The sequence below is a fragment of the Pseudomonas sp. TE3728 genome (assembly GCF_056279145.1).
In genome coordinates this window covers 2,553,669-2,577,773 of sequence record NZ_JBWBQT010000001.1, presented here as the reverse complement: position 1 = coordinate 2,577,773, position 24,105 = coordinate 2,553,669, and the positions used below count along the sequence as shown (strand labels likewise).

Below are 24,105 nucleotides of genomic sequence, written 5' to 3'. Positions count from 1 at the left end.
TTTGACGCTGGCATGTGAGGCTCGCAGTATCGGTTGGAAAAGACCCGTTATAATGAGCCCGATTTTAACCGCAAGCCAAGCGCGCTCCATCGTTATCGAGCGTGCCTTTTTATTGGAGAGATTACATGCCGTCGTTCGACGTGGTATCCGAACTGGACAAACACGAAGTCACCAACGCGGTCGAGAACGCCGTCAAGGAACTCGATCGTCGTTATGACCTGAAAGGCAAAGGCACCTTCGAGTTCAAGGAAAAGGACCTGACCGTCAACCTGACCGCAGAAGCCGATTTCCAGCTCGAAGCGATGATCGAGATCCTCAAGCTGGCTCTGGTCAAGCGCAAGATCGACGTGCAGTGCCTTGAAGTCAAGGATGCCTACGCGTCGGGCAAGTTGATGAAGCAGGAAGCGGTCCTCAAGGAAGGCATCGACAAAGAGCTGGCGAAGAAAATCGTCGCTCACGTCAAAGACGCCAAGCTCAAGGTCCAGGCCGCCATTCAGGGCGAGCAAGTGCGCATTACCGGCAAGAAGCGTGACGATTTGCAGGAAGCGATTGCAGCCCTGCGCGCCAAGACGTTCGACATGCCACTGCAGTTCAACAACTTCCGCGACTGATTTTACAGGCGGAACCTCTTGGCGTTTTCGACGTCCGAGGCCCAAGCAAAGGCAGAAACGATTGAGCCCTCACGGGTTTGGTCTTTCTGCCGCTTATTTTTCGCGTGCCGGATGGCCGGAAATCAGGAGAAAGTAGATGGATTTGAATACTGAAGTGGACAATCTGGTCAAGGCATCCCAAGCCTGGATTCCGATGATCATGGAATACGGTAGTCGCGTGCTGTTGGCGGTGATTACCCTGGCCATCGGTTGGTGGCTGATCAACAAGGTGACGCAAAAACTCGGCGGCCTGCTGGCGTTGCGTAATGCCGACCTGGCGCTGCAAGGTTTCATCAGCAGCCTGGCGAACATCATTCTCAAGGTTCTGCTGATCGTCAGCGTAGCGTCGATGATCGGCGTGGAAACCACCTCGTTCGTCGCCGCGATCGGTGCTGCTGGCCTGGCGATCGGTCTGGCGTTGCAGGGCAGCCTGGCGAACTTCGCTGGCGGCGTGCTGATTCTGTTGTTCCGCCCGTTCCGCATCGGTGACTGGATCGAAGCTCAAGGTGTTGCCGGTACGGTCGACAGCATCCAGATCTTTCACACCGTACTGCGCACCGGCGATAACAAAACCATCATCGTGCCTAACGGTAATCTGTCGAATGGCATCATCACCAACACCAACCGTCAACCGACCCGCAAGGTCGTGTTTGATGTCGGTGTGGCTTACGAGGCGGACTTGCAAAAGGCCCGTGAAGTGTTACTGGAACTGGCCAAGGACCCGCGAGTATTGGCTGATCCAGCACCGGAAGCGGTGATTTCCATGCTGGGTGATAGTTCGATCACTGTTTCCCTGCGAGTGTGGGTGAAGACCGCTGACTACTGGAATGTGATGTTCATGTTTAACGAGCAATCGCGCGATCGGTTGAAGACTGCCGGTATTGATATTCCATTTCCGCAGCGGGTTATTCGAGTGATGCAGGAATCGGCAACGGTGTAATGATCGGTCTTTCGATTCATGTTTGACCTTTCGGTCAGACTTGTTCTGCAAGAGCTGAACCGTTAAACACAATGCTGTAGCCAATAAAAAAGGCCCATCCGAAGATGGGCCTTTTTTGATTACCGCGAAGTAGCTAACGGCAATTACAAAATCGACAGCGGGTAGTCGACGATCAGACGGAACTCTTTGATATCGCCTTCGCCCTGGTCGCCATTAGCGAAGTGCCATGCTTGACGAACGCGGAAGGAAAGATCTTTTGCCGGGCCAGTCTGAACAACGTACTTGGCTTCCAGGTTGGTTTCATTGTGCTTGCCATCTTCACCGTACAGGCCGGCGTAAGCACTGCCTGTTGGAGTGTTGGTGCCGTCGATGTCCCAACCTTTTACGTAACGGGTCATGAAGCTCAGACCTGGAACGCCGTACTCAGCCATTTTCAGGTCATAACGGACCTGAGCAGACTTCTCGTTAGGACCGTTGAAGTCAGAGTACTGGATGGAGTTGGCGAGGAAGATCGAGTCGCCGCCACGGTTGTTGTCACCCACGCCGATGTAGTCGAACGGGACGTCGCCGTTAACTTTCTGGAAGGCCACGGTAACGGTGTGTGCTTTCAGGAACGAGTAAGCAGCAGCCAGCGAGAACGTGGTGTTGCTGATCTCGCCTGCTTTGGCGGAACCGGTATCTTTGGTGTTGTAGATGTTACCGTCCAGGTTAATCGACTGATCGCTACCCATTGGGATGGTGTAGTTCAGGTTGGCGTAGTACTGGTTCCAGATGTCTTCCAGCTGGGCGCCGTAAAACGATGCGCTGAGGTTGTCGGTGAACCCGTACTTGCCGCCAGCATAGTCTGCGGTTTTAGCGGTAACGCCGGCGTAGTTCGCCCACAGTTCGCCATCGCTGTTCATCTCATCCTGGCTGGAGGCCGAGTAGAAGTGACCGCCTTCCAGGTCCAGGTTCTTGATTTCGCTGCTCTGCAGTTGGAAACCGGTAGCGGTTTGAGGCACCAGACGAGAACCGCCGATAGCGAATACTGGAGAGGTGCTTGGCTGCATCTCACCGAACTTCAGTTCAGTTTTGGAGATGCGAACTTTAACGGCGGCACCGGCTTTGCCGAAGTCGTCGTGGTTGCGGCCTTGGGAGTCGCGGCTCAGGTTACCCGAGCCAGTTGTGCCGTCGCCACCGTCCAGTTTGATACCCAGATAACCGAATGCATCAACGCCGACACCTACGGTACCTTGAGTATAACCGGAGCTGAAATTGCCCCAGATGCCCTGTGTCCAGTCTTTCTGGTCGTTTGCGCCGTCTCTGCGGTCACGGTTGAAGTAATAGTTGCGAAGCAGCAAGTCGAACTTGGCGTCTTCAACAAAACCTTTGGCTTCAGCCTGGTCACTTACGAAAGGTGCGGCCGTAGCCAATTGAGTACTGGCTGCTGCTGCAACTGCCAGTGCGATCATGCTCCACTTCATCACGCGCATCGTGATTTGCTCCTTTGGTTTTTAGAAGAGTACTGCCGTCCCGCCTGTTTTATTATCCGGGCGGCTCTTTCTTTTTGTGTCGGCGCAAACTTATATCACGCCGACCATGTTGGCGATACTTGCGCATCTAACCTTTCAGCTTCTTTACGACCCTGTCGCAAATGGCTGGGTAGATGTCGCAAATTCACAATCCCGACGCAATCGGACTGACAACTTCAACGTTGTTTTCCATGGCTTGAGCGTCGGTAAAAAAGAGTCCCTTGTCCTGCACTTGAATCTCCATCGGGCAACCCTGCCGCTGTTTTTATTGGTCTTAAGGCTTCCACTTCCAGCGGAGCGCTTATAGACGATACGGGTGTGAATGCAACAAGCGTGCACAAATCGGAATTCTGTTGCTGTTTTTTTCCAAAGGCCTGCCTGTTGCTGTAAAAACCTCATAAAACCGGGGGGTTCAAGCTCGTTTTACCTGAGCTTGACGCCATGCTTCGCATCGTGTTTACCACATCGATCCAGTGGGGGCGACAACCAAAAACGTTACCGGTTCACCCCGCCAGTGAGTAGTTAGCGGATGCTGACGCACTGAGCGTAGACGCGTTGTGCGGTTTTGGTGCAAAAAATTTCAATTGTTGTACCGAATTCACACAGTGTCGCTTTGTCGTGGATTCGAACGGCCCGTCGTTTATCGGTCATTTCGGCATTTTTTGTGCGGCGGCTGGTTCTGTCATGGTGCATACCGGATCAAAATGGCTCATGTCGGGGCGCCCGTAGGCCACAGCAGGTGGCAGTTCGTCGTGAAGCGTGTGGCGTTCGCAGGTATGCTGCCGTCCTGTCGCTTGGTGCGCCGTCATTCGCAATGGGGCGCTAAGCTGAAAAAAGATCACCAGAGGGGAGTGTGCGCTGTGTTCGCTTTAGATCCACGACTTCAACAAGACACGTTGCCTATCGGCGATTTCCCGCTCTGTCGGTTGCTGTTGTCCAATGATTCGAACTACCCGTGGTTCATCCTCGTGCCCCGCCGCGAGGATATCAGTGAGATATTTCAATTAGATGTCGCAGATCAACAGCAGCTGTGGCAGGAAACCACCGCACTGGCGGAAATGCTCAAGGACTCGTTCGATGCGGACAAGTTGAACGTTGCGGCCCTGGGTAATGTCGTCAGCCAGTTGCACATGCATGTGATTGTGCGCAAGCGTGAGGACGCCGCCTGGCCAGCTCCGGTCTGGGGCAAGCAGCCGGCCAAACCCTACAGTCCAGAGCAGATCGCGACAATTCGCGAACGGCTGCGTCTGGTGTTGACCGATGACTTCACGTTTCTGGAGGGCTAAAACATGAGCCTGGAAGAACGCGTTACCGATCTGGAAAGCCAGTTGGCGTTCCAGGATGACACCATCCAGGCATTGAGTGATGTGCTGGCGACGCAGCAACGCGCAGTGGAGCGCCTGCAACTGCAAATGGCCGCATTGCTCAAGCGGCAAGAGGAAATGGCCGGTCAGTTCGAGTCCTTCGAAGAAGAGGCGCCACCGCCGCATTACTGAGCCACATTAGTGAAGAGCAGGCCATAAAAAAACCGCGAACAGCCTGGGCTGTTCGCGGTTTTTTTTAGCCTTGGAATCAGCGACGCGGCAGGGCGGCGATCACATCTTCGGCTTGCAGGCCTTTGTCACGGTTCATGACAGAGAACTCCACGCGCTGGCCTTCGACCAGAACACGGTGGCCTTCACCGCGAATTGCCCGGAAGTGCACGAAAATATCATCGCCGGAATCACGGGAAATAAAGCCGAAGCCTTTGGAGGTATTGAACCACTTGACGGTGCCGGTATCGCGGTTGCTCATGTCATAGCTTGGCGAGGCGGCGGCCGGTGAAGATTTGTAGAAGCTGACAGCCAGGTGCAAAAGAATGGCGATCAGGGCAACGACCAGACTGAACAGAACGGCAGGTTGACCGGCGATGACAGGCATCGGGGCGAACAATGTCAGTGTTTGCAATACCACAGCCAGAACCAGCAAGGCGCTGACCAGGTTTTGCAGTTGATGACGCGGGCCTTTGTTCCAGTAAGGGATAACAGGTGCAAGGGTGAGGTTGAGCAGGCCGAAAAAGGCCAGGTACAGCGCATCGGGTTGTTGCAGGTAAGGTAGCGCTTCGGATCGCAGGCTAGGGATGAAGGACAGCAGCAAGGCTGCTGCGCCCATTAGCAGGTGGACGATTTTCAACATTTTGATTAACTCACGTTAAGACGGATCACAAGGAAGAGCTGATGGAGCACGGTTCGCTTCGGAACAATAAGAGGCGTTGGACACGTTCCCGCTATCAGCCTATGCGCAGCCCCCGGAAAATAGGCGGTAGCGACACACTGCCTATTTAACAGCAAAGCCCGCAGCTACTCAAATCAGGCAGTCCAGCGGTACTCCCGCTGGCCGCTGTGTGCATGACGCTTGCTGAGTATTATTTGCCGGCTGTGTTTCGCGCGGCTTTTTGCCGTTTCGCTGAAAGACATTGCGTCAGTTTTCGTAGGAAATCGTCCGGTCTAGGACGAGCTCCATGATCTCCCCTCAGTTGTTGGCTTATCCTACGTCGATGGTCATAAAGTCATCTAGATATCCCTGTGCGCCTGCGCTTTTATAAGGAAACGGAATATGACTCTTATAAGCAGCAAGGATGGCAAAGGAGTGTCAACGCTATGGTTTATCAAGACAGGCGAAGCGAGGGGAGGGTCAGTCCACTCAAGGATGTGAGGATTGATTCATTTGTCAGCGAATTCGATATGGGCCTGGCCCAGCCATTATCCCGGTCAGTGCGTTTGAATGGCTTTGCGACCTGTTTGCGGCTTGAACAGGTCTATTGGGATATTTTGGGTGATATGGCCAAGGTCAATTGCTGCTCGGTCAGTGCGCTGTTGTCCCACGTGGATCGCGAAGTGCATCTGCGTCACGGCGGGGTGAAGAACTTCACCGGGCTGGTGCGGGTTGTCTGCGTCGTGCACAGCCTGAAGGAAGGAAGTTGCCCCATCATGGCTTGACGATGGCGGTTGATCGGGTCGAGTGTCGGTCTGTGCAGTCTTACGGCTGCACAGGCTGCATTTAATGGATATAATCCCGCCCTTTGCCGCAAAGCCCAGCATGCGCGGTAGCAATCTGATCGCCGAGACAACCCCCATGCCGATGTACGACTATCAATGTGCTTCCTGTGGTCATCAGTTGGAAGCCATTCAAAAGATCAGCGCAGCACCGCTGGTCGACTGCCCTGCCTGCCAGGCGCCAGAGCTTAAAAAGATGCTGTCCATGCCGGGCTTCCGCCTCAGCGGCACCGGCTGGTACGAAACCGACTTCAAGACCGGTTCCAAGAAGAATCTGGCCGGTGGCGACAAAGCTGACTAGGGTCTAGCACCCGGGCTGAATGACACGCGCGAGCTCTTGCATCATCCGGCACCTTATTTAAGTGTGGGGGTGCGGCAAGACCTCCAACCGAATTTCGAATTACGAGAAGTGAAACCACTACCATGATGCGCAGCCATTATTGCGGCCAACTGAACGAAAGCCTGGAAGGCCAGGAAATTACCCTTTGCGGATGGGTTCACCGTCGCCGTGACCACGGTGGGGTGATTTTCCTCGATATCCGTGATCGTGACGGTCTGGCCCAGGTGGTGTTCGACCCGGACCGCGCTGAATCCTTCGCCGCCGCCGATCGCGTGCGCAGCGAATACGTGGTCAAGATCACCGGCAAGGTGCGCCTGCGTCCGGCCGGTGCCACCAACGCCAACATGGCGTCGGGTATGATCGAAGTGCTGGGCTACGAGCTGGAAGTATTGAACGAAGCGGAAACCCCGCCGTTCCCGCTCAACGAGTTCTCCGACGTCGGCGAAGAAACCCGCCTGCGTTATCGCTTCCTCGACCTGCGTCGCCCGGAAATGCTCGAGAAGCTGCGTCTGCGTTCGCGCATGACCACCAGCATCCGTCGCTTCCTGGACGAGAACGGCTTCCTCGATGTCGAGACGCCGATTCTGACCCGCGCCACGCCAGAAGGCGCTCGCGACTACCTGGTGCCGAGCCGTACTCACGCCGGTAGCTTCTTCGCCCTGCCGCAATCGCCACAGCTGTTCAAGCAGCTGCTGATGGTCGCCGGCTTCGACCGTTACTACCAGATCGCCAAGTGCTTCCGCGACGAAGATCTGCGCGCCGACCGTCAGCCGGAATTCACCCAGATCGACATCGAGACCAGCTTCCTCGATGAAAAAGAGATCATGGGTATCACCGAACAAATGATCCGCAACCTGTTCAAGGAAGTGCTGGACCTGGAATTCGGCGACTTCCCGCACATGACCTTCGAAGAGGCCATGCGTCGTTACGGTTCCGACAAGCCGGACCTGCGTAACCCGCTGGAACTGGTTGACGTTGCCGATCAACTGAAAGAAGTCGACTTCAAGGTGTTCAGCGGCCCTGCCAACGACCCGAAATGCCGCGTTGCCGCTCTGCGCGTTCCAGGCGCGGCAAGCATGCCGCGCAGCAAGATCGACGACTACACCAAGTTCGTCGGCATCTACGGTGCCAAGGGCCTGGCGTACATCAAGGTCAACGAGCGCGCCAAAGGCGTTGAAGGTCTGCAATCGCCAATCGTCAAGAACATCCCTGAGGCTAACCTCAACGTGATCCTCGATCGCGTCGGTGCAGTTGATGGCGATATCGTGTTCTTCGGCGCTGATAAATCGAAGATCGTCAGCGAAGCCTTGGGCGCGCTGCGGATCAAGGTTGGTCACGATCTGAACCTGCTGACCTGCGAGTGGGCACCGATGTGGGTCGTCGACTTCCCGATGTTCGAAGAGAACGACGACGGCAGCTTCACCGCGTTGCACCACCCGTTCACCGCGCCGAAGTGCACGCCGCAAGAACTGGAAGCCAACCCGGCAACCGCGCTGTCCCGTGCCTACGACATGGTCCTGAACGGCACCGAACTGGGTGGCGGTTCGATCCGTATCCACCGCAAGGAAATGCAACAGTCGGTGTTCCGCCTGCTGGGTATCAGCGAAGCGGAACAGGAAGAGAAGTTCGGCTTCCTGCTCGACGCCCTGAAATATGGCGCGCCGCCGCACGGTGGTCTGGCCTTCGGTCTGGACCGTCTGGTGATGCTGATGACCGGCGCCCAGTCGATCCGTGAAGTGATCGCCTTCCCGAAAACCCAGAGCGCTGCCTGCGTCATGACTCAGGCACCGGGGCTGGTGGATGCCAAGGCATTGCGCGAACTGCACATTCGTCTGCGCGAAACGCCTAAAGCTGAGTAAGGCTGGCCAGAAGGGCGCATCTTCGGATGCGCCCTTTCTTTATACAATGGTCGAGATTTTTATTTGCTGGCCGGCGCATCATGGCGTGGCGGGCAATGTTTCAAAGATAATTCGGAGCGAGTTATGGCGGGTCATTCCAAGTGGGCGAACATCAAGCACCGCAAAGAACGTCAGGATGCCAAGAAGGGCAAGATTTTCACCAAGTGGATTCGTGAACTGACGGTTGCTGCTCGTCAGGGCGGCGGTGATCCAGGCTCCAACCCGCGCTTGCGTCTGGCGCTGGATAAAGCGCTGGGTGCGAACATGAGTCGCGACATCATCGATCGCGCAGTGGCCCGCGGTGCCGGTGCTGCCGATACCGACGACATGGTCGAACTGACCTATGAAGGTTACGGTCCGGGCGGTGTGGCGGTGATGGTCGAATGCATGACCGACAACCGCAACCGTACTGCAGCGGCTGTTCGCCATGCGTTCAGCAAGTGTGGCGGCAACCTCGGCACCGATGGTTCGGTGGCCTACCTGTTCGAGCGCAAGGGGCAGATTTCCTTCGCGCCAGGCGTGGATGAGGATGCGCTGATGGAAGCGGCCATGGAGGCCGACGCCGATGACGTGGTGACCCACGAAGACGGTTCAATCGACGTGTTCACCTCGTTCGCCGGCTTCTATTCCGTGCGCAACGCTTTGGAGGATGCAGGCTTCAAGGGCGATGACGCGGAAATCGTCATGCTGCCGACCACCAGTGCCGAGCTGGACCTGGAAGGCGCCGAGAAGATTCTGAAGCTGATCGACATGCTCGAAGACCTGGATGACGTGCAAAACGTGTATTCCAACGCAGACATCCCGGAGTCGGTGGCCGCACAGCTCGGTTGATGCATTGATAAAGATCGCAGCCTTCCCTTGGCCCCTGTAGGAGCTGGCGAAGCCTGCGATCTTTTGACTTTAAGATCGAAAATCAAAAGATCGCAGCCTTCGGCAGCTCCTACACAGTTATCCTCAAGCCACCGCGATCTCTTTCTGCAGGCGTTATGACTTTAATTCTTGGTATCGACCCCGGTTCGCGTATCACCGGTTATGGCGTGGTACGTGATACCGGGCGTGGCTGCGTGTACGTGGCGTCGGGCTGCATTCGCACGGGCTCCGGCGAGCTGCACGAGCGCCTGCAAATCGTCTACCGGGGCGTGCGCGAAGTGATCCAGACCTACGGCCCGGTGACCATGGGCATCGAAAAAGTCTTCATGGCCCGCAATGCCGACTCCGCCCTCAAGCTCGGTCAGGCCCGCGGCGCTGCCATCGTGGCCGGTGCCGAGGAAAGCCTGGAAATCGCCGAATACACCGCGACCCAAGTCAAACAGGCGGTGACCGGCACCGGCGCGGCGAATAAGGAGCAGGTGCAGATGATGGTCATGCACATGCTGAAATTGACCAGCAAGCCGCAAATCGATGCCTCGGATGCCCTGGCCATCGCGATTTGCCACGCTCACACCCGGTCCAGCCTGTTGCCTCATGGTCTGGGCACAGCACGCAGTCGTGGCGGGCGCCTGCGTCTCTGATAGCATCAGCAATCATTTTTTATGGAATGAGGGTTTTGCGCCTGTGTTGTCGGTGCAAAACCCTTGTTCTGTCAGTCGCCAGCACTGATCTGGCCAAGACTCAAGGATCTGAAACGTGATTGGACGCTTGCGCGGCACTTTGGCTGAGAAACAGCCGCCGCACCTGATTCTGGATGTAAACGGTCTGGGGTATGAGCTGGAAGTGCCCATGACCACGCTTTATCGTTTGCCGTCGGTCGGTGAACCGCTGACCTTGCACACCCATTTGGTCGTACGCGAAGACGCGCAGTTACTCTATGGCTTCTTTGGCAAGCGCGAGCGAGACTTTTTTCGCGAGCTGATCCGTCTCAATGGTGTGGGGCCGAAACTGGCGCTGGCCTTGATGTCGAGCCTGGAGGTCGACGAGCTGGTTCGTTGCGTGCAATCCCAGGACACTTCGGCGCTGACCAAGGTGCCTGGCGTGGGCAAAAAGACGGCCGAGCGTTTGCTGGTGGAACTCAAGGATCGCTTCAAGGCCTGGGAAACCGTGCCGGCGATGTTCGCGTTGGTGCCAAACCAGCCGGGTGGGCCAGATGTGCCTCCAGTCGCCACCGCCGAAAATGACGCGGTCAGCGCGCTGATTTCCCTGGGCTACAAGCCGCAGGAAGCCAGCAAGGCGATTTCCGCGATCAAGGAGAAGGGTTTGAGCAGTGAAGACATGATTCGTCGCGCCCTGAAGGGAATGATCTAAGTGATTGAAGCTGATCGTCTGATCGCTGCCACGGGTGGTCCCCGTGACCGCGAGGAAGTCCAGGACCGGGCGATTCGTCCCGTCAGCCTGGCCGAGTACATTGGCCAGCCAACCGTTCGCGAGCAAATGGAGTTGTTCATCCAGGCCGCGCGTGGGCGCAATGAATCCCTGGACCACACGCTTATTTTCGGCCCGCCGGGACTGGGTAAAACCACCCTGGCCAACATCATTGCCCAGGAAATGGGCGTGTCGATCAAAAGCACCTCGGGGCCCGTTCTTGAGCGTCCGGGTGATTTGGCAGCGTTGCTGACCAACCTTGAACCCCATGACGTGCTGTTCATCGACGAGATCCATCGGCTGTCGCCGATCGTCGAAGAAGTGCTGTACCCGGCGATGGAAGACTTCCAGCTCGACATCATGATCGGCGAAGGGCCGGCCGCGCGCTCGATCAAACTCGATCTGCCGCCGTTCACCCTGGTCGGCGCAACCACTCGTGCCGGCATGCTGACCAATCCATTGCGCGACCGTTTCGGGATCGTTCAGCGTCTGGAGTTCTACAACACCGCCGACCTGGCAACGATTGTCAGCCGTTCGGCGAACATTCTCGGTTTGCCGCTGGACCCGGAAGGTGCCTTCGAAATCGCCCGCCGTGCCCGTGGCACGCCACGGATCGCCAACCGCTTGCTGCGCCGAGTGAGGGATTTCGCCGAGGTTCGCGCCAAAGGCCACATCACCAAGCCGATCGCCGACCTGGCGCTGAACCTGCTGGATGTCGACGAGCGTGGCTTCGATCACCAGGATCGACGCCTGCTGCTGACCATGATCGAGAAGTTCGACGGTGGGCCGGTGGGGGTGGACAGTCTGGCGGCGGCGATCAGCGAAGAGCGTCACACCATTGAAGACGTGCTGGAGCCGTATTTGATCCAGCAGGGCTATATCATGCGCACTCCGCGGGGGCGGGTGGTCACTCGACATGCGTACCTGCACTTCGGTTTAAACATCCCGTCACGATTAGGCGAGATGCCCGTGGTAGACGAGTTCCTCGATGCCGTGGACGATTAGTAACCTTTGCGCGCTGATTTATTCGGGGTTTGTGCTGTCCCAGGACCGTACTTTCGCCGCAAAGCCGCGAATCAATGAAAAACAGTTGCCTGGCCGGATTGGCAACCTGAGGAGTAAGCACTAGAGTATGCGCGCGCAAAACGGGCTTGAGCCGTTCGCACATCGTTGTCGCGTTTATTACGAGGACACCGATGCGGGCGGCATCGTGTATTACGTCAATTACCTCAAGTTTATGGAACGGGCTCGAACCGAGCGGCTCCGGGAGCTGGGCTTTGCCCAGTCGGCGCTGGCAGGGGAGGACCTGTTGTTCGTCGTGCATTCCAGCGAAGCGCGTTACCACGCGCCGGCGCGACTGGACGACGAACTGCTGGTAAGCGCTGAAGTAATTGAATTGAACCGGGTCAGCCTGCGCTTCAAACAGCAGGTCAGGCGGGCTGCGGATAATGTGCTGCTCTGCGAAGGGCAGTTTCTGGTGGCCTGTGTGCGCACCAACAGTTTGAAACCCCGGGCCATTCCCGAAGCTCTACGTGCGGCCTTTGCCGACGTGAGCGGCGCGGGTACACACTCAAAGCAGGAGATAAAGCGTGGAAGCTAACGTCGTCGACCATTCCTCCATGTGGAGCCTGGTCAGCAATGCCAGTATCGTGGTGCAACTGGTAATGCTGATCCTGGTAGCCGCATCGGTGACCTCATGGATCATGATCTTTCAGCGCAGCAACTTGCTGCGCGCCGGTCGACGTGCCCTGGAGAGCTTTGAAGAGCGCTTCTGGTCCGGTATCGACCTGTCCAAACTCTACCGTCAGGCCGGCAGCAACCCTGATCCGGATTCGGGTGTGGAGCAAATCTTCCGTGCCGGTTTCAAGGAATTCTCCCGTCTGCGTCAGCAGTCGGGCGTTGACCCGGAAGCAGTCATGGAAGGCGTGGCCCGTGCCATGCGCGTGGCCATCTCCCGCGAGGAAGAAAAACTCGAGCAGAGCCTGCCGTTTCTCGCCACCGTCGGTTCCGTCAGCCCGTACATCGGTCTGTTCGGTACGGTCTGGGGCATCATGAACTCCTTCCGTGGTCTGGCAACTGCCCAGCAAGCGACCCTGGCCACTGTGGCCCCAGGTATCGCCGAAGCACTGATCGCTACCGCGATCGGTCTGTTCGCCGCCATCCCGGCCGTTATCGCTTACAACCGTTTTGCTGCTCGCAGCGAAACCCTGCTGGGCCGTTACTACACCTTCGCCGATGAATTCCAGGCGATCCTGCACCGCAAAGTGCACACCAGCGAAGAATAAGCAGGTAATTTCCAATGGCTTTAATCGCTCGAGCTCGCAAAAAGCGCAAGCCGGTTGCCGAGATGAACGTGGTGCCTTACATCGACGTGATGCTGGTACTGCTGGTCATCTTCATGGTGACCGCGCCGATGCTCAATCAGGGCGTGAAAGTTGATCTGCCCAAGGTTTCCAGCGAAGCCTTGCCGCAGGACAACAACACTCAGGTCCTGACCATTTCGATCAAGTCTGACAAGACCTACTACTGGAACCTTGGCAGCGAAGTCGACACTGATAAGCAGCAGGACAAGGCCATGACCTTGCCGCAAATGACCGACGCGGTGACCAAGATCATTCGCGCCGGTACTGAAGGCGGCAAGCGTACCCAAGTATTCATTCGCGGCGACAAGACTGTCGATTACGGCTCCGTCATGGGCGCGATGGGCGGGTTGCAGAAAGCCGGGGTCGGTAATGTTGGCTTGATTACCGAGGCACCCTGATGCAGCAAATGCGAGAGCCGTCCGCCTCGGAAAGCTACTTCTGGCCCAGTGTCTGGGCGATTGTCTTGCACGTGCTGGTGTTCGGCATGCTGTTCGTCAGCTTTGCCTTCACACCGGAACTGCCGCCGGCCAAGCCGATTGTCCAGGCGACCTTGTACCAGCTGAAATCGAAAAGTCAGGCGACCACCCAGACCAATCAGAAGATTGCGGGTGAGGCGAAGAAATCCGCCGCGCGCCAGACTGAAGTCGAACAGATGGAACAGAAAAAGATCGAGCAGGAAGCGATCAAGGCCGCGGAACAAAAGAAGGAAGATGCGGCTCAAAAAGCCGAAGAATCCAAGAAGGCCGACGAGACGAAGAAAGCGGAAGAGGCAAAAAAGGCTGATGAAGCCAAGAAAGCCGATGAAGCCAAGAAGACCGCCGAAGCCAAAAAGGCCGAAGAGAAACAATTGGCTGATATAGCCAAGAAGAAATCTGAAGAAGAAGCCAAGAAAGCTGCTGAAGAAGAGGCCAAGAAAGCGGCCGCTGAAGAAGCGAAGAAAAAGATCGTCGAAGACGCGAAGAAGAAAGCCGCCGAAGACGCCAAGAAGAAATCTGAAGCTGAAGAGGCGAAGAAGAAAGTCGCCGAAGACGCGAAGAAGAAAGCTGCTGCCGATGCTGCGAAGAAAAAATCGCAGGAAGCGGCACGTAAATCCGCCGAAGACAAAAAGGCTCAGGCCTTGGCTGATTTGCTTTCCGACACGCCAGAGCGTCAGCAGGCCTTGGCCGATGAGCAGGGCGACGAAGTCGCCGGCAGTTTCGATGATCTGATTCGTGCTCGTGCAGCGGAAGGTTGGGCTCGTCCACCTTCGGCACGCAAAGGCATGACGGTCGTGTTGCAAATCGGCATGTTGCCCGATGGTACGGTGACTTCGGTCGGCGTGGCCAAGTCCAGCGGCGATGGTCCGTTCGACGCTTCCGCTGTAGCGGCGGTCAAGAACATTGGACGTTTGACAGAAATGCAGGGAATGAAGCCGAGCGATTTTGCTCCGTATCGTTCATTCAAGATGACATTCACACCTGAGGATCTAGCCTTGTGAGAAACCTTCTTCGAGGAATGCTTGTCGTTATCTGCTGCATGGCAGGGATAGCGGCAGCAGATGAAAAAAATATTCTGGTCACCAGCGGCAGTGATCGGGCCACCCCGATCGCAGTCGTTCCGTTTGGCAACCAGGGCGGCAGCGTGCTGCCGGACGACATGGCCGAAATCATCGGTAACGACCTGCGCAACTCGGGTTACTACTCGCCGATTCCAAAACAGAACATGATCAGCCAGCCAAGCCAGGCCAGCGAAATCATCTTCCGTGACTTCAAGGCGCTGGGTGCCCAGTACGTCATGGTCGGCAGCATTGTTCCAGCGGGCGGTCGCCTGCAGGTTCAATACGCACTGTTCAACGTCGCCACCGAGCAGCAAGTGCTGACTGGTAGCGTGTCGGGCAGCGTCGATCAACTGCGTGACATGGCGCATTACATCTCCGACCAGTCGTTCGAGAAACTCACCGGTATCAAAGGTGCGTTCTCGACTCGTCTGCTGTACGTGACGGCCGAGCGGTTCTCCGAGAAGAACACTCGCTACACGTTGCAACGTTCGGACTATGACGGTGCCCGTGCCGTGACACTGCTGCAATCGCGCGAGCCGATCCTGTCGCCGCGTTTTGCACCGGATGGCAAACGCATTGCCTATGTCTCGTTCGAGCAGAAGCGTCCGCGCATTTTCATGCAGAACATCGACACCGGTCGCCGTGAGCAGATCACCAACTTCGAAGGCCTGAATGGTGCGCCAGCATGGTCGCCGGATGGTCAGCGTCTGGCGTTCGTATTGTCGAAAGACGGCAACCCGGACATTTATGTGATGAACCTGGGTTCGCGTCAGATCAGTCGCGTCACCAACGGTCAAGGCATCAACACCGAACCGTTCTGGGGTAAAGATGGTTCGACCATCTACTTCACCTCCGACCGTGGCGGCAAGCCACAGATCTACAAAACCAGCGCAAGCGGTGGTGGTGCGGAGCGTGTGACCTTCATCGGTAACTACAACGCCAACCCTAAACTGTCGGCCGATGAAAAGACCCTGGTGATGATCCATCGTCAGGAAGGCTTCACCAATTTCAAGGTGGCGGCCCAGGATTTGCAGCGAGGTAGTGTAAAGATCCTCACTGATAGCACTCTGGACGAGTCGCCTACTGTTGCGCCCAACGGCACCATGGTAATCTACGCCACCCGCCAGCAGGGCCGGGGAGTCTTGATGCTCGTGTCCATTAATGGACGCGTGAGGCTCCCGCTTCCTACCGCACAAGGCGAAGTCAGAGAACCGTCCTGGTCCCCTTACCTGAACTGACGCGGCGCTACACGTTGTACTTAACACACTGGGGTTCATTAGGAGTTTCACGATGGAAATGCTGAAGTTTGGTAAATTTGCTGCGCTGGCTCTGGCCATGGCTGTAGCTGTAGGTTGCTCGTCCAAAGGCGGCGACAACGCCGGTGAAGGCGCTGTTGATCCAAACGCTGGTTACGGCGCTAACACTGGTGCTGTTGACGGCTCCCTGAGCGAAGAAGCTGCTCTGCGCGCAATCACCACCTTCTACTTCGAATACGACAGCTCGGACCTGAAGCCAGAAGCCATGCGCGCTCTGGACGTTCACGCCAAAGACCTGAAAGCAAACGGCGCTCGCGTTGTTCTGGAAGGCAACACCGACGAACGTGGTACTCGTGAGTACAACATGGCACTGGGCGAGCGTCGTGCGAAAGCCGTTCAGCGTTACCTGGTACTGCAAGGTGTTTCCCCAGCTCAGCTGGAACTGGTTTCCTACGGCGAAGAGCGTCCAGTTGCTACCGGCAACGACGAGCAGTCCTGGGCTCAAAACCGTCGCGTCGAACTGCGTAAGTAATTCGTCATGCGAACGTGCCGTCGTGCTGTAACTGTTTTGGCTCTCAGCCTCGCACCGCTTGCGGTGTGGGCTGCGGTTCCTGTGGTCGAGGACAACTCCGGCTATAACAATAGCGGGAGTAGTTATCCGCCTGCGGGTTACGGTACGAACGGCGCCTATGCCGGGGGAGGGGTTTCGGCCCCTGTCTCGGCACAGGGCGAGCTGTTCAACCAACTGCAATCGATGCAGGAGCAGATCTCACGCCAACAGGGTGTGATCGAAGTTCTGCAAAATGATGTAGCGCGCATGAAGCAAGAGAACCTGGAGCGATATCAGGATCTTGATCGGCGCATAGGAACCGGCGTTACACCCGCCGCGACTCCTGATAATTCTTCCACCGGTGGCAATTTGAATGCCCCCGGTGCAGCAGCTGGCGCAGGTGCGGGAGCGGCAGCCGCTGCCACTTCCACACAAGCGCCTGCCGCGGGTGGCGAACCGGCTGATCCGGCGAAGGAAAAACTGTATTACGATGCAGCCTTCGACCTGATCAAGGCCAAGGATTTCGACAAGGCCAGCCAGGCTTTCGCCGCATTCCTGCGCAAATACCCGAACAGCCAATACGCGGGCAACGCCCAGTACTGGTTGGGTGAAGTGAACCTGGCCAAAGGCGATCTGCAAGGCGCAGGTCAGGCATTTGCCAAGGTTTCGCAGCTGTACCCCAAGCACCCCAAAGTGCCTGATTCGCTGTACAAGCTCGCTGATGTAGAACGCCGCCTCGGTCATACCGACCGGGTCAAAGGCATTCTGCAACAGGTTGTGTCCCAGTATCCGGGCACTTCCGCCGCTCAGTTGGCGCAGCGTGACTTGCAGCGCATGTAAGTCTGCTTGGACTGGTTTGAAGAAACCCGCGCTTGTCGCGGGTTTTTTCGTTAGAATTCATGCCCTTTTTATGAAACACGCTTTTTGGGATCTGCGCGTTGGCGAGGTTCCTTGAAGTGCCTGACGGAGGCGGACAGCCTGTTTAGCTGTTACGCCCGTGGCGACTATGCAAGACACATTGAGAATCACCGAAGTTTTCTACTCGTTGCAGGGTGAAACGCGGACTGCCGGGCTGCCCACTGTTTTTGTGCGCCTGACCGGTTGCCCATTGCGTTGCCAATACTGCGACAGCGCCTACGCGTTCACTGGCGGCACCATTCGCACGCTCGATGACATCCTCGAGCAAGTGGCCGGTTTTCGCCCGCGTTATGTTTGTGTCACGGGCGGCGAGCCCCTGGCGCAACCGAATGCCATTCCCTTGCTCAAGCAGTTGTGTGACGCCGGCTACGAAGTGTCGCTGGAAACCAGTGGCGCGCTGGATATCTCGGCGGTCGATCCGCGGGTCAGTCGCGTCGTCGACCTGAAAACCCCGGGTTCGAAAGAAGCGCATCGCAACCGCTACGAGAACATTGAGCTGCTCACGCCTAACGATCAGGTAAAGTTTGTCATCTGCTCGCGGGAAGACTACGACTGGGCCGTGTCCAAGCTGATTCAGTACGGTCTGGACCAGCGTGCCGACGAAGTCCTGTTCTCGCCGAGTCACCATGACCTGAATGCGCGTGATCTGGCGGACTGGGTGGTGGCGGACAATCTGCCTGTGCGCCTGCAATTGCAGCTGCATAAATATCTTTGGAATGACGAGCCGGGGCGCTGAAATGACTGAACAACTGAACACTGTCGAAAAACGTGCCGTCATCCTGCTGTCCGGCGGCCTCGACTCCGCGACAGTCGTGGCCATGGCCCGTGCCGAAGGCTACCGCTGCTACACCATGAGCTTCGATTACGGTCAGCGGTCTCACGCCGAATTGCACGCCGCTGCACGTGTCGCACAAGACTTGGGTGTGGTCGAGCACAAGGTGATCGGCCTGAACCTGAATGGCATCGGCGGCTCGGCGTTGACCGACACTAGTATCGATGTGCCGGAAACGCCGGGTGAAGGTATCCCGGTGACTTACGTGCCGGCGCGCAACACCGTGTTTCTGTCCCTGGCGCTGGGCTGGGCCGAAGTGCTGGGCGCGCGTGACATCTTTATCGGCGTTAACGCGGTGGATTACTCCGGTTACCCGGATTGCCGTCCCGAGTTCATCGAAGCCTTCGAGCGCATGGCCAACCTGGCGACCAAGGCCGGGGTAGAAGGGCAGGGCTTCCGTATCCAGGCGCCACTGCAGAACCTGAGCAAGGCGCAGATCGTTCAGGCTGGCGTGAAGCTTGGCGTCGATTACGGGCTGACTGTTTCCTGCTATCAGGCAGACGATAATGGCCGTGCCTGCGGTAAATGCGACAGCTGCCGCCTGCGTGCGGAAGGCTTCGCGGCGGCCGGTGTAACTGACCCAACACCTTATTTTTGATTTATTTCAAATTAGGTGTTGAATAGTCCTTAAAAATCAGTATTATACGCGCCACCACACAGCGGGTCGTTAGCTCAGTTGGTAGAGCAGTTGGCTTTTAACCAATTGGTCGTAGGTTCGAATCCCACACGACCCACCATTTTAAAAAATCTGGAAGGCCCACGTAAGTGAGGATTTCCGGGTTTTTTTTTGCCTGCGATTTGAGGTCCACTCAGTCCGGGTGACGCAGGTCAGAATCATCTTTTGCATCCACGGGATATTCTGTAGCCTTGCGCAGCTTCAACGCTATCCACGCCTGATGAATACTCACTCTCCCGGCGGTACCCTTAAGGGTCCGGAGCCGGGTGTATACTCGACTTTCGCGCGAAAGCGCCTGCAGGTCTTGCGAACATGACGCAGATTTCCGAACGCCTTCTGGTTCAAGCCCACCTCGACGCCAAGCAGCCCAAGCCGCTGACCGCCGAGGAAGAGGCTTATTACCGTACTGCCATCGCTGCCGAGCTCAAGGCTCAGGACGCGGTGCTGGTTGCCCACTTCTATTGCGATCCGGTCATTCAGGCCCTGGCCGAAGAAACCGGTGGTTGCGTCTCCGACTCTCTGGAGATGGCCCGCTTCGGCAATGCCCACCCGGCCAAGACTGTGGTAGTCGCCGGCGTGAAGTTCATGGGCGAAACCGCGAAAATCCTCAACCCTGAAAAACGTGTACTGATGCCGACCCTGGAAGCGACTTGCTCGCTGGACCTGGGTTGCCCGGTGGACGAGTTCTCGGCGTTCTGCGATCAGCATCCGGAACGTACGGTGGTGGTGTATGCCAACACCTCGGCGGCGGTCAAAGCCAGGGCGGATTGGGTGGTGACGTCCAGCTGCGCGCTGGAAATCGTCGAAAGCCTGATGGATAACGGCGAAACCATCATCTGGGCTCCGGACAAGCACCTGGGCACTTACATCCAGCGCAAGACCGGTGCCGACATGCTGCTGTGGGACGGTGCCTGCATCGTCCATGAAGAGTTCAAGGCCAAGCAGCTCGAAGACATGAAAGCGCTGTACCCGGATGCGGCCATCCTGGTGCACCCGGAGTCGCCGACCGCCGTAATCGATTTGGCCGACGCGGTGGGTTCCACCAGTCAGCTGATCGCTGCGGCGCAAAGTTTGCCGAACAAGACCCTGATCGTCGCCACCGACCGTGGCATCTTCTACAAGATGCAGCAGCTGTGCCCGGACAAGGTCTTCATCGAAGCGCCAACGGCCGGTAACGGCGCAGCCTGCCGCAGTTGCGCACATTGCCCGTGGATGGCGATGAACACGCTTGAGCGCACGCTGAAGAGCTTGCGTGAGGGCACCAACGAGATCTTCGTTGATCCGGCGTTGATTCCGCAGGCGGTGCGGCCGTTGAAGCGGATGCTTGATTTCACGCAGGCGGCGCGGATGAAGTTGGCCGGCAACGCTTAAGGGAAGGATCGAAAGGCAAGATCAAAAGATCGCAGCCTTCGGCAGCTCCTACAGGTCTATATAGAACCTTGTAGGAGCTGCCGAAGGCTGCGATCTTTTTTATGGGCGCTACTTTTGTTTCTTTGGAGTCCGCACGAGCTGGGTATTGGAGTAGATGTCATGCCAGCTGCGCTTCTGCTTGTCGAACAGCGACCAGAAGAACCCCAGCCCGAGGCATAGCCAGGACGCGATCGACACCACAAAGCGCAACAGAGCCTGCCACAGGCTGATGGATGAGCCGTCGGCGTTTTGCACGCGGATGCCCCACACCTGCATCCCCAGCGTCTGCCCCGACCAGGTCCAGAACTTGGCAAAGAAACCGAACAGTACGAACAACAGCACCGTCGATAGCAGTGGATCACCGTCCAGTGCACCGGCTTCGGTCAAGGCACGCATTTGGCCTTCGCCGATGATCGCCATCTGGATCATCTTGTAAACGCCGCTGGTGACGATCAGCAGGGCGGTGCATAACAGGAAGTCGTAGAACATCGCTGCCAGGCGACGACCCAGGCCGACGGCGGGGAAGTCGCCCTGTGGATATAGCAGGTGTTTCGACATGGCAGCCTCTGAACGGAAAAAGAAGCCATTTTACGGATTTACGCGCACAAAAAAGCCCCTGATATCAGTATCAGGGGCTTTTTCGTTACAGAAGATCAGGCTTCTGCTTGTACTTCGTCAGCCTGCATGCCTTTCTGGCCTTGCACAGCAACGAAAGTCACTTTCTGGCCTTCTTTCAGGCTCTTGAAGCCGTTGCCCTGAATAGCGCGGAAATGTACGAACAGATCCGGACCGCTTTCTGGAGTGATAAAACCAAAACCTTTCTCGTCGTTAAACCACTTGACGGTACCGCTCTGACGTTGGGACATTTCTTATTTCCTTTGACGCAAAAATGAATGACAGTCTCCTTCTGGTGAAAGAGTACTGGGGCTGGTTGCAGGAGAGTAAGAAGACGTCGAACGGGATGTAGCTAACTTGTAGGCTACTGCCCAGGTCACGATTCCAAGCGACCCATGCAAACACAGTGGACAAACTCTACGCCAACTACGGGAGAAAAAACAAGCCCTGCGAAGGCCCGGATTTCCTCGGGTTCTGGCAATCAAGGGGGGTACTAACGCAGGCTTATTCGATAGAGTTGTTCAGTTGTTTTCGATCGTTATAAGTAACGTTCATAAACGAAACGTTCGCACTGTTTTATGGCGGCTGCGTTACAGATTAGTGCACTGTTAACGCAACCGCGTTACTTATAGAAACAGTCAATCAACCGCGATAGTAGCGTTGTGGAACAAATGGCATTTTGCTTACAAGCAAAGGCACCCTTTTCCCACGAACAATCGCCCAAACCGGCGTATCCAGAGCGATGTAAGCGCTGTCGAGGTAACCCATGGCCAAAGGACCGCCGAGGGTCGGACCGAAGCCGCCGCTGCACACGCTGCCGATGATTTCGCCGGCTTCGTTGACGATTTCCGCACCTTCGCGCACCGGCGTACGTTCCTGCGGCAGCAGGCCTACGCGTTTGCGGCTGACACCGGCTTGCTGCTGGGCGAACACGGTTTCAGCGCCGGGGAAGCCACCGGCCCGCGCGCCATCGGCACGACGAGGCTTGGAGATGGCCCACAGCAGACTGGCTTCGATTGGGGTGGTTTCGGTGTTCATGTCGTGGCCGTAGAGGCACAGGCCGGCTTCCAGGCGCAGGGAGTCGCGAGCGCCGAGGCCGATGGCCGCCACTTCCGGTTCAGCCAGCAGGGCGCGAGCCAGGGCTTCGGCATTGGCGGCCGGTACGGAGATTTCGAAACCGTCTTCACCGGTGTAGCCCGAACGGCTGACAAAGCAGTCCACGCCCAACAACTTCACGCGGGCGAACTGCATAAAGGTCATCTTCGCCACTTCAGGCGCCAGGCGTGCGAGCACGGTGACGGCGGCCGGGCCTTGTAACGCCAGCAACGCGCGCTCTTCGAACAGTGGTTCGATCGTGCACTGGTCGCCGATGTGCTTGCGCAGGTGCGCCAGATCCTGATCCTTGCAGGCTGCGTTGACCACCAGGAACAGTTCGTCATTACCGAGGTTGGCGACCATCAGGTCGTCGAGGATGCCGCCGGTCTCGTTGGTGAACATCGCATAGCGCTGCATGCCCACTGGCAGGTCGATGATGTCCACCGGCACCAGAGTCTCCAGGGCTTTGGCCGCGTTGGCGCCGGTCAGGCGGATCTGGCCCATGTGCGAAACATCGAACAGCCCGGCCTGATCACGGGTGTGCTGGTGTTCTTTCATCACGCCCAACGGGTATTGCACCGGCATATCGTAGCCGGCAAACGGCACCATGCGGGCGCCGAGTTCGAGGTGCAGTGCGTGCAACGGGGTTTTCAACAGTTGTTCGGTGGACATATCCAGCTCCTGAAAATAGTGCAGATGCGCGCATCAGCACTCGATAATGTTGACCGCTAAACCGCCACGGGCGGTTTCCTTGTATTTGCTTTTCATGTCGGCGCCGGTCTGGCGCATGGTGCGGATGACTTTGTCGAGGGAGACGAAGTGCTGACCGTCGCCGCGCAAGGCCATGCGCACCGCATTGATGGCCTTGACCGAGCCCATGGCATTGCGCTCGATGCAAGGTACTTGCACCAATCCGCCCAATCGGGTCGCAGGTCAGGCCGAGGTTGTGTTCCATGCCGATTTCGGCGGCGTTTTCCACCTGCTGCACGGTGCCGCCAAGCACTTCACACAAGGCGCCGGCGGCCATGGAACAGGCGACGCCAACCTCGCCCTGACAGCCGACTTCGGCGCCGGAGATCGAGGCGTTTTCCTTGTACAGAATGCCGATCGCGGCGGCCGTCAGCAGAAAGCGCACCACGCCGTCTTCGTTGGCCCCGGGGATGAAGCGCATGTAGTAATGCAACACCGCCGGGATGATTCCGGCCGCACCGTTGGTGGGCGCGGTGACCACGCGTCCGCCGTTGGCGTTTTCTTCGTTGACCGCCAAGGCGTACAGGTTGACCCAGTCCAGCACCGACAGCGGATCGCGCAGTGACGATTCCGGGTTGTTGCACAGTTGCCGATGCAGCGCTGCAGCCCGGCGTTTGACCTTCAGTCCACCGGGCAGGATGCCTTCGTTGCGGCAACCGGCGGCGACGCAGTCTTGCATCACTTGCCAGATCTTCAGCAAACCGGCACGGGTTTCCGCCTCCGGACGCCAGGCACTTTCGTTGGTCAGCATCACTTGGCTGATGGACAAGCCATAGGTGGTGCAATGACCGAGCAAGTCCTTGGCGCTTTTGAACGGGAAGGTCAGGGGGGTGGCGTCTTCGACGATGCGGTCGGCGCCGGCAGCGTCTTCATCGACCACGAACCCGCCACCAACCGAGTAGTACTCGCGGCTGCGGATTTGCAGGCCAGCGGCATCGAATGCGCGAAAGATCATGCCGTTGGGGTGATAGGCCAACGGTTTGCGAATCATCGCCAGGTGTTCTTTCTCGTTGAACGCAATGCTGTGTTCGCCGAGCAGGTTCAAGCGACCGCCGCCGCGAATTTCTTGCAGGCGAGCGGCGACGGTTTCGGTGTCTACAGTATCCGGGTGTTCGCCTTCCAGGCCCAGCAACACAGCCTTGTCGCTGCCGTGGCCTTTGCCGGTGGCGCCGAGCGAGCCGTAGAGTTCGACTTTGACGCAGGTGGTTGCCGCCAGCAGCCCTTCACGGCGCAGACCTTCGGCGAAACGCGCAGCGGCACGCATCGGGCCGACGGTGTGGGAGCTGGAGGGGCCGATGCCAATCTTGAACAGGTCGAACACGCTTAACGACATGGTTGTTCTCCGGTTTCTTGTTATAGGCGCGGATATCTCGGCGGATGCATTCTGTAGGAGCTGCCGCAGGCTGCGATCTTTTGATTTTGCTCTTGAAA

The 24,105-nt window shown here is 57.3% G+C and carries 26 protein-coding genes, 1 tRNA gene and 1 pseudogene; 22 read left to right on the top strand and 6 right to left on the bottom strand.

Annotation, left to right across the window (positions count from 1 at the left end; genetic code table 11):
* Positions 1-125: 125 nt before the first annotated feature.
* Together ACZ89R_RS11050 and ACZ89R_RS11045 are read left to right on the top strand one after the other, a co-directional pair.
* Entirely contained in the window at positions 126-611 is a 486-nt protein-coding gene (locus ACZ89R_RS11050; RefSeq protein ID WP_007906601.1) for a YajQ family cyclic di-GMP-binding protein, read from the top strand.
* Between the two features lie 136 nt (positions 612-747).
* Positions 748-1,590 carry a mechanosensitive ion channel family protein gene (locus tag ACZ89R_RS11045; RefSeq protein WP_123495511.1) on the top strand — a complete coding sequence of 281 codons (843 nt, stop codon included), beginning with the start codon at positions 748-750 and terminating at the stop codon, positions 1,588-1,590.
* Positions 1,591-1,733: 143 nt separating this feature from the next.
* Here ACZ89R_RS11045 and ACZ89R_RS11040 read toward each other — a convergent pair whose 3' ends face one another.
* Positions 1,734-3,062 (bottom strand): OprD family porin, encoded by a 1,329-nt coding sequence (locus ACZ89R_RS11040; protein WP_429545792.1) that lies wholly within the window; start codon positions 3,060-3,062, stop codon positions 1,734-1,736.
* Positions 3,063-3,961: 899 nt separating this feature from the next.
* Here ACZ89R_RS11040 and ACZ89R_RS11035 point away from each other — a divergent pair.
* Both ACZ89R_RS11035 and ACZ89R_RS11030 read left to right on the top strand, forming a co-directional pair.
* Entirely contained in the window at positions 3,962-4,387 is a 426-nt protein-coding gene (locus tag ACZ89R_RS11035) for an HIT family protein (protein ID WP_032830486.1), read from the top strand.
* 3 nt (positions 4,388-4,390) lie between these two features.
* On the top strand, positions 4,391-4,597 hold the full coding sequence (locus ACZ89R_RS11030) for a SlyX family protein (protein WP_050683199.1): 207 nt from the start codon (positions 4,391-4,393) through the stop codon (positions 4,595-4,597).
* Between the two features lie 76 nt (positions 4,598-4,673).
* Here ACZ89R_RS11030 and ACZ89R_RS11025 read toward each other — a convergent pair whose 3' ends face one another.
* Complete coding sequence (locus ACZ89R_RS11025) at positions 4,674-5,276, bottom strand: cold-shock protein (RefSeq protein WP_007897045.1); 603 nt, start codon at positions 5,274-5,276, stop codon at positions 4,674-4,676.
* Between the two features lie 464 nt (positions 5,277-5,740).
* Between ACZ89R_RS11025 and ACZ89R_RS11020 the strand changes: the two genes are divergently transcribed.
* The 18 genes from ACZ89R_RS11020 (at position 5,741) to nadA (ending at position 20,175) form a co-directional block, all read left to right on the top strand.
* Positions 5,741-6,079: a ribbon-helix-helix domain-containing protein gene (locus ACZ89R_RS11020; protein ID WP_123495504.1), complete on the top strand. Its 339-nt coding sequence runs from the start codon at positions 5,741-5,743 to the stop codon at positions 6,077-6,079.
* A 136-nt stretch (positions 6,080-6,215) separates the two neighbouring features.
* On the top strand, positions 6,216-6,437 hold the full coding sequence (locus tag ACZ89R_RS11015) for an FmdB family zinc ribbon protein (protein WP_010457489.1): 222 nt from the start codon (positions 6,216-6,218) through the stop codon (positions 6,435-6,437).
* 122 nt (positions 6,438-6,559) lie between these two features.
* Complete coding sequence (aspS, locus tag ACZ89R_RS11010) at positions 6,560-8,335, top strand: aspartate--tRNA ligase (protein WP_008072428.1); 1,776 nt, start codon at positions 6,560-6,562, stop codon at positions 8,333-8,335.
* Between the two features lie 123 nt (positions 8,336-8,458).
* Complete coding sequence (locus ACZ89R_RS11005; protein WP_429545793.1) at positions 8,459-9,205, top strand: YebC/PmpR family DNA-binding transcriptional regulator; 747 nt, start codon at positions 8,459-8,461, stop codon at positions 9,203-9,205.
* Positions 9,206-9,360: 155 nt separating this feature from the next.
* Positions 9,361-9,885, top strand: a complete 525-nt coding sequence (ruvC, locus tag ACZ89R_RS11000; protein WP_008147379.1) for a crossover junction endodeoxyribonuclease RuvC — start codon at positions 9,361-9,363, stop codon at positions 9,883-9,885.
* A gap of 115 nt (positions 9,886-10,000) precedes the next feature.
* A complete protein-coding gene (gene ruvA, locus ACZ89R_RS10995) occupies positions 10,001-10,615 on the top strand; it encodes a Holliday junction branch migration protein RuvA (protein WP_429545794.1) in 615 nt (204 codons plus the stop codon).
* The gene (gene ruvB, locus ACZ89R_RS10990) at positions 10,616-11,677 is read left to right on the top strand and encodes a Holliday junction branch migration DNA helicase RuvB (RefSeq protein WP_008006678.1); all 1,062 of its coding nucleotides are present in this window, start codon (positions 10,616-10,618) and stop codon (positions 11,675-11,677) included.
* Positions 11,678-11,804: 127 nt separating this feature from the next.
* Complete coding sequence (gene ybgC / locus ACZ89R_RS10985) at positions 11,805-12,272, top strand: tol-pal system-associated acyl-CoA thioesterase (protein ID WP_429378294.1); 468 nt, start codon at positions 11,805-11,807, stop codon at positions 12,270-12,272.
* Complete coding sequence (gene tolQ / locus ACZ89R_RS10980) at positions 12,262-12,957, top strand: protein TolQ (protein WP_007897030.1); 696 nt, start codon at positions 12,262-12,264, stop codon at positions 12,955-12,957. The genes ybgC and tolQ overlap by 11 nt, the downstream gene beginning before the upstream one ends.
* 23 nt (positions 12,958-12,980) lie before the next feature.
* Entirely contained in the window at positions 12,981-13,433 is a 453-nt protein-coding gene (gene tolR, locus ACZ89R_RS10975) for a protein TolR (RefSeq protein ID WP_162130599.1), read from the top strand.
* A complete protein-coding gene (tolA, locus tag ACZ89R_RS10970; RefSeq protein WP_123495502.1) occupies positions 13,433-14,512 on the top strand; it encodes a cell envelope integrity protein TolA in 1,080 nt (359 codons plus the stop codon). Before tolR ends, tolA begins: the two co-directional genes overlap by 1 nt.
* A 17-nt stretch (positions 14,513-14,529) precedes the next feature.
* A complete protein-coding gene (tolB, locus tag ACZ89R_RS10965) occupies positions 14,530-15,810 on the top strand; it encodes a Tol-Pal system beta propeller repeat protein TolB (RefSeq protein WP_185022094.1) in 1,281 nt (426 codons plus the stop codon).
* 52 nt (positions 15,811-15,862) lie between these two features.
* On the top strand, positions 15,863-16,360 hold the full coding sequence (pal, locus tag ACZ89R_RS10960) for a peptidoglycan-associated lipoprotein Pal (protein ID WP_003178634.1): 498 nt from the start codon (positions 15,863-15,865) through the stop codon (positions 16,358-16,360).
* A gap of 6 nt (positions 16,361-16,366) precedes the next feature.
* Positions 16,367-17,218 (top strand): tol-pal system protein YbgF, encoded by an 852-nt coding sequence (gene ybgF, locus ACZ89R_RS10955; RefSeq protein WP_429545795.1) that lies wholly within the window; start codon positions 16,367-16,369, stop codon positions 17,216-17,218.
* A 166-nt stretch (positions 17,219-17,384) separates the two neighbouring features.
* Positions 17,385-18,032 carry a 7-carboxy-7-deazaguanine synthase QueE gene (gene queE / locus ACZ89R_RS10950; RefSeq protein ID WP_429545796.1) on the top strand — a complete coding sequence of 216 codons (648 nt, stop codon included), beginning with the start codon at positions 17,385-17,387 and terminating at the stop codon, positions 18,030-18,032.
* A gap of 1 nt (position 18,033) precedes the next feature.
* On the top strand, positions 18,034-18,726 hold the full coding sequence (gene queC / locus ACZ89R_RS10945; RefSeq protein WP_008072915.1) for a 7-cyano-7-deazaguanine synthase QueC: 693 nt from the start codon (positions 18,034-18,036) through the stop codon (positions 18,724-18,726).
* A 63-nt stretch (positions 18,727-18,789) separates the two neighbouring features.
* Positions 18,790-18,865, top strand: a tRNA-Lys gene (locus ACZ89R_RS10940).
* Positions 18,866-19,116: 251 nt separating this feature from the next.
* Positions 19,117-20,175 (top strand): quinolinate synthase NadA, encoded by a 1,059-nt coding sequence (gene nadA, locus ACZ89R_RS10935; protein ID WP_048395651.1) that lies wholly within the window; start codon positions 19,117-19,119, stop codon positions 20,173-20,175.
* 108 nt (positions 20,176-20,283) lie between these two features.
* Here nadA and ACZ89R_RS10930 read toward each other — a convergent pair whose 3' ends face one another.
* The 4 genes and pseudogenes from ACZ89R_RS10930 to ACZ89R_RS10915 form a co-directional block, all read right to left on the bottom strand.
* A complete protein-coding gene (locus ACZ89R_RS10930) occupies positions 20,284-20,772 on the bottom strand; it encodes an RDD family protein (RefSeq protein WP_429545797.1) in 489 nt (162 codons plus the stop codon).
* A gap of 95 nt (positions 20,773-20,867) precedes the next feature.
* Complete coding sequence (locus tag ACZ89R_RS10925) at positions 20,868-21,080, bottom strand: cold-shock protein (RefSeq protein ID WP_003175786.1); 213 nt, start codon at positions 21,078-21,080, stop codon at positions 20,868-20,870.
* A gap of 391 nt (positions 21,081-21,471) precedes the next feature.
* Positions 21,472-22,596 (bottom strand): glycine cleavage system aminomethyltransferase GcvT, encoded by a 1,125-nt coding sequence (gene gcvT, locus ACZ89R_RS10920; protein WP_429545798.1) that lies wholly within the window; start codon positions 22,594-22,596, stop codon positions 21,472-21,474.
* A 33-nt stretch (positions 22,597-22,629) separates the two neighbouring features.
* Positions 22,630-24,007 (bottom strand): annotated as a pseudogene (locus ACZ89R_RS10915) (L-serine ammonia-lyase).
* Positions 24,008-24,105: the final 98 nt, after the last annotated feature.

Coding starts and splice junctions, on each gene's coding strand:
- tolB (WP_185022094.1), top strand. CDS start 14,530: ATGCTTGTCGTTATCTGCTGCATGGCAGGGATAGCGGCAGCAGATGAA.
- queC (WP_008072915.1), top strand. CDS start 18,034: ATGACTGAACAACTGAACACTGTCGAAAAACGTGCCGTCATCCTGCTG.
- ACZ89R_RS11015 (WP_010457489.1), top strand. CDS start 6,216: ATGCCGATGTACGACTATCAATGTGCTTCCTGTGGTCATCAGTTGGAA.
- ACZ89R_RS11030 (WP_050683199.1), top strand. CDS start 4,391: ATGAGCCTGGAAGAACGCGTTACCGATCTGGAAAGCCAGTTGGCGTTC.
- queE (WP_429545796.1), top strand. CDS start 17,385: ATGCAAGACACATTGAGAATCACCGAAGTTTTCTACTCGTTGCAGGGT.
- ACZ89R_RS11020 (WP_123495504.1), top strand. CDS start 5,741: ATGGTTTATCAAGACAGGCGAAGCGAGGGGAGGGTCAGTCCACTCAAG.
- ACZ89R_RS11005 (WP_429545793.1), top strand. CDS start 8,459: ATGGCGGGTCATTCCAAGTGGGCGAACATCAAGCACCGCAAAGAACGT.
- ACZ89R_RS11040 (WP_429545792.1), bottom strand. CDS start 3,062: ATGCGCGTGATGAAGTGGAGCATGATCGCACTGGCAGTTGCAGCAGCA.
- ACZ89R_RS10930 (WP_429545797.1), bottom strand. CDS start 20,772: ATGTCGAAACACCTGCTATATCCACAGGGCGACTTCCCCGCCGTCGGC.
- ACZ89R_RS10925 (WP_003175786.1), bottom strand. CDS start 21,080: ATGTCCCAACGTCAGAGCGGTACCGTCAAGTGGTTTAACGACGAGAAA.
- tolA (WP_123495502.1), top strand. CDS start 13,433: ATGCAGCAAATGCGAGAGCCGTCCGCCTCGGAAAGCTACTTCTGGCCC.
- ACZ89R_RS11050 (WP_007906601.1), top strand. CDS start 126: ATGCCGTCGTTCGACGTGGTATCCGAACTGGACAAACACGAAGTCACC.
- ybgC (WP_429378294.1), top strand. CDS start 11,805: ATGCGCGCGCAAAACGGGCTTGAGCCGTTCGCACATCGTTGTCGCGTT.
- nadA (WP_048395651.1), top strand. CDS start 19,117: ATGACGCAGATTTCCGAACGCCTTCTGGTTCAAGCCCACCTCGACGCC.
- aspS (WP_008072428.1), top strand. CDS start 6,560: ATGATGCGCAGCCATTATTGCGGCCAACTGAACGAAAGCCTGGAAGGC.
- ACZ89R_RS11045 (WP_123495511.1), top strand. CDS start 748: ATGGATTTGAATACTGAAGTGGACAATCTGGTCAAGGCATCCCAAGCC.
- gcvT (WP_429545798.1), bottom strand. CDS start 22,596: ATGTCCACCGAACAACTGTTGAAAACCCCGTTGCACGCACTGCACCTC.
- ybgF (WP_429545795.1), top strand. CDS start 16,367: ATGCGAACGTGCCGTCGTGCTGTAACTGTTTTGGCTCTCAGCCTCGCA.
- pal (WP_003178634.1), top strand. CDS start 15,863: ATGGAAATGCTGAAGTTTGGTAAATTTGCTGCGCTGGCTCTGGCCATG.
- ruvC (WP_008147379.1), top strand. CDS start 9,361: ATGACTTTAATTCTTGGTATCGACCCCGGTTCGCGTATCACCGGTTAT.
- ACZ89R_RS11025 (WP_007897045.1), bottom strand. CDS start 5,276: ATGTTGAAAATCGTCCACCTGCTAATGGGCGCAGCAGCCTTGCTGCTG.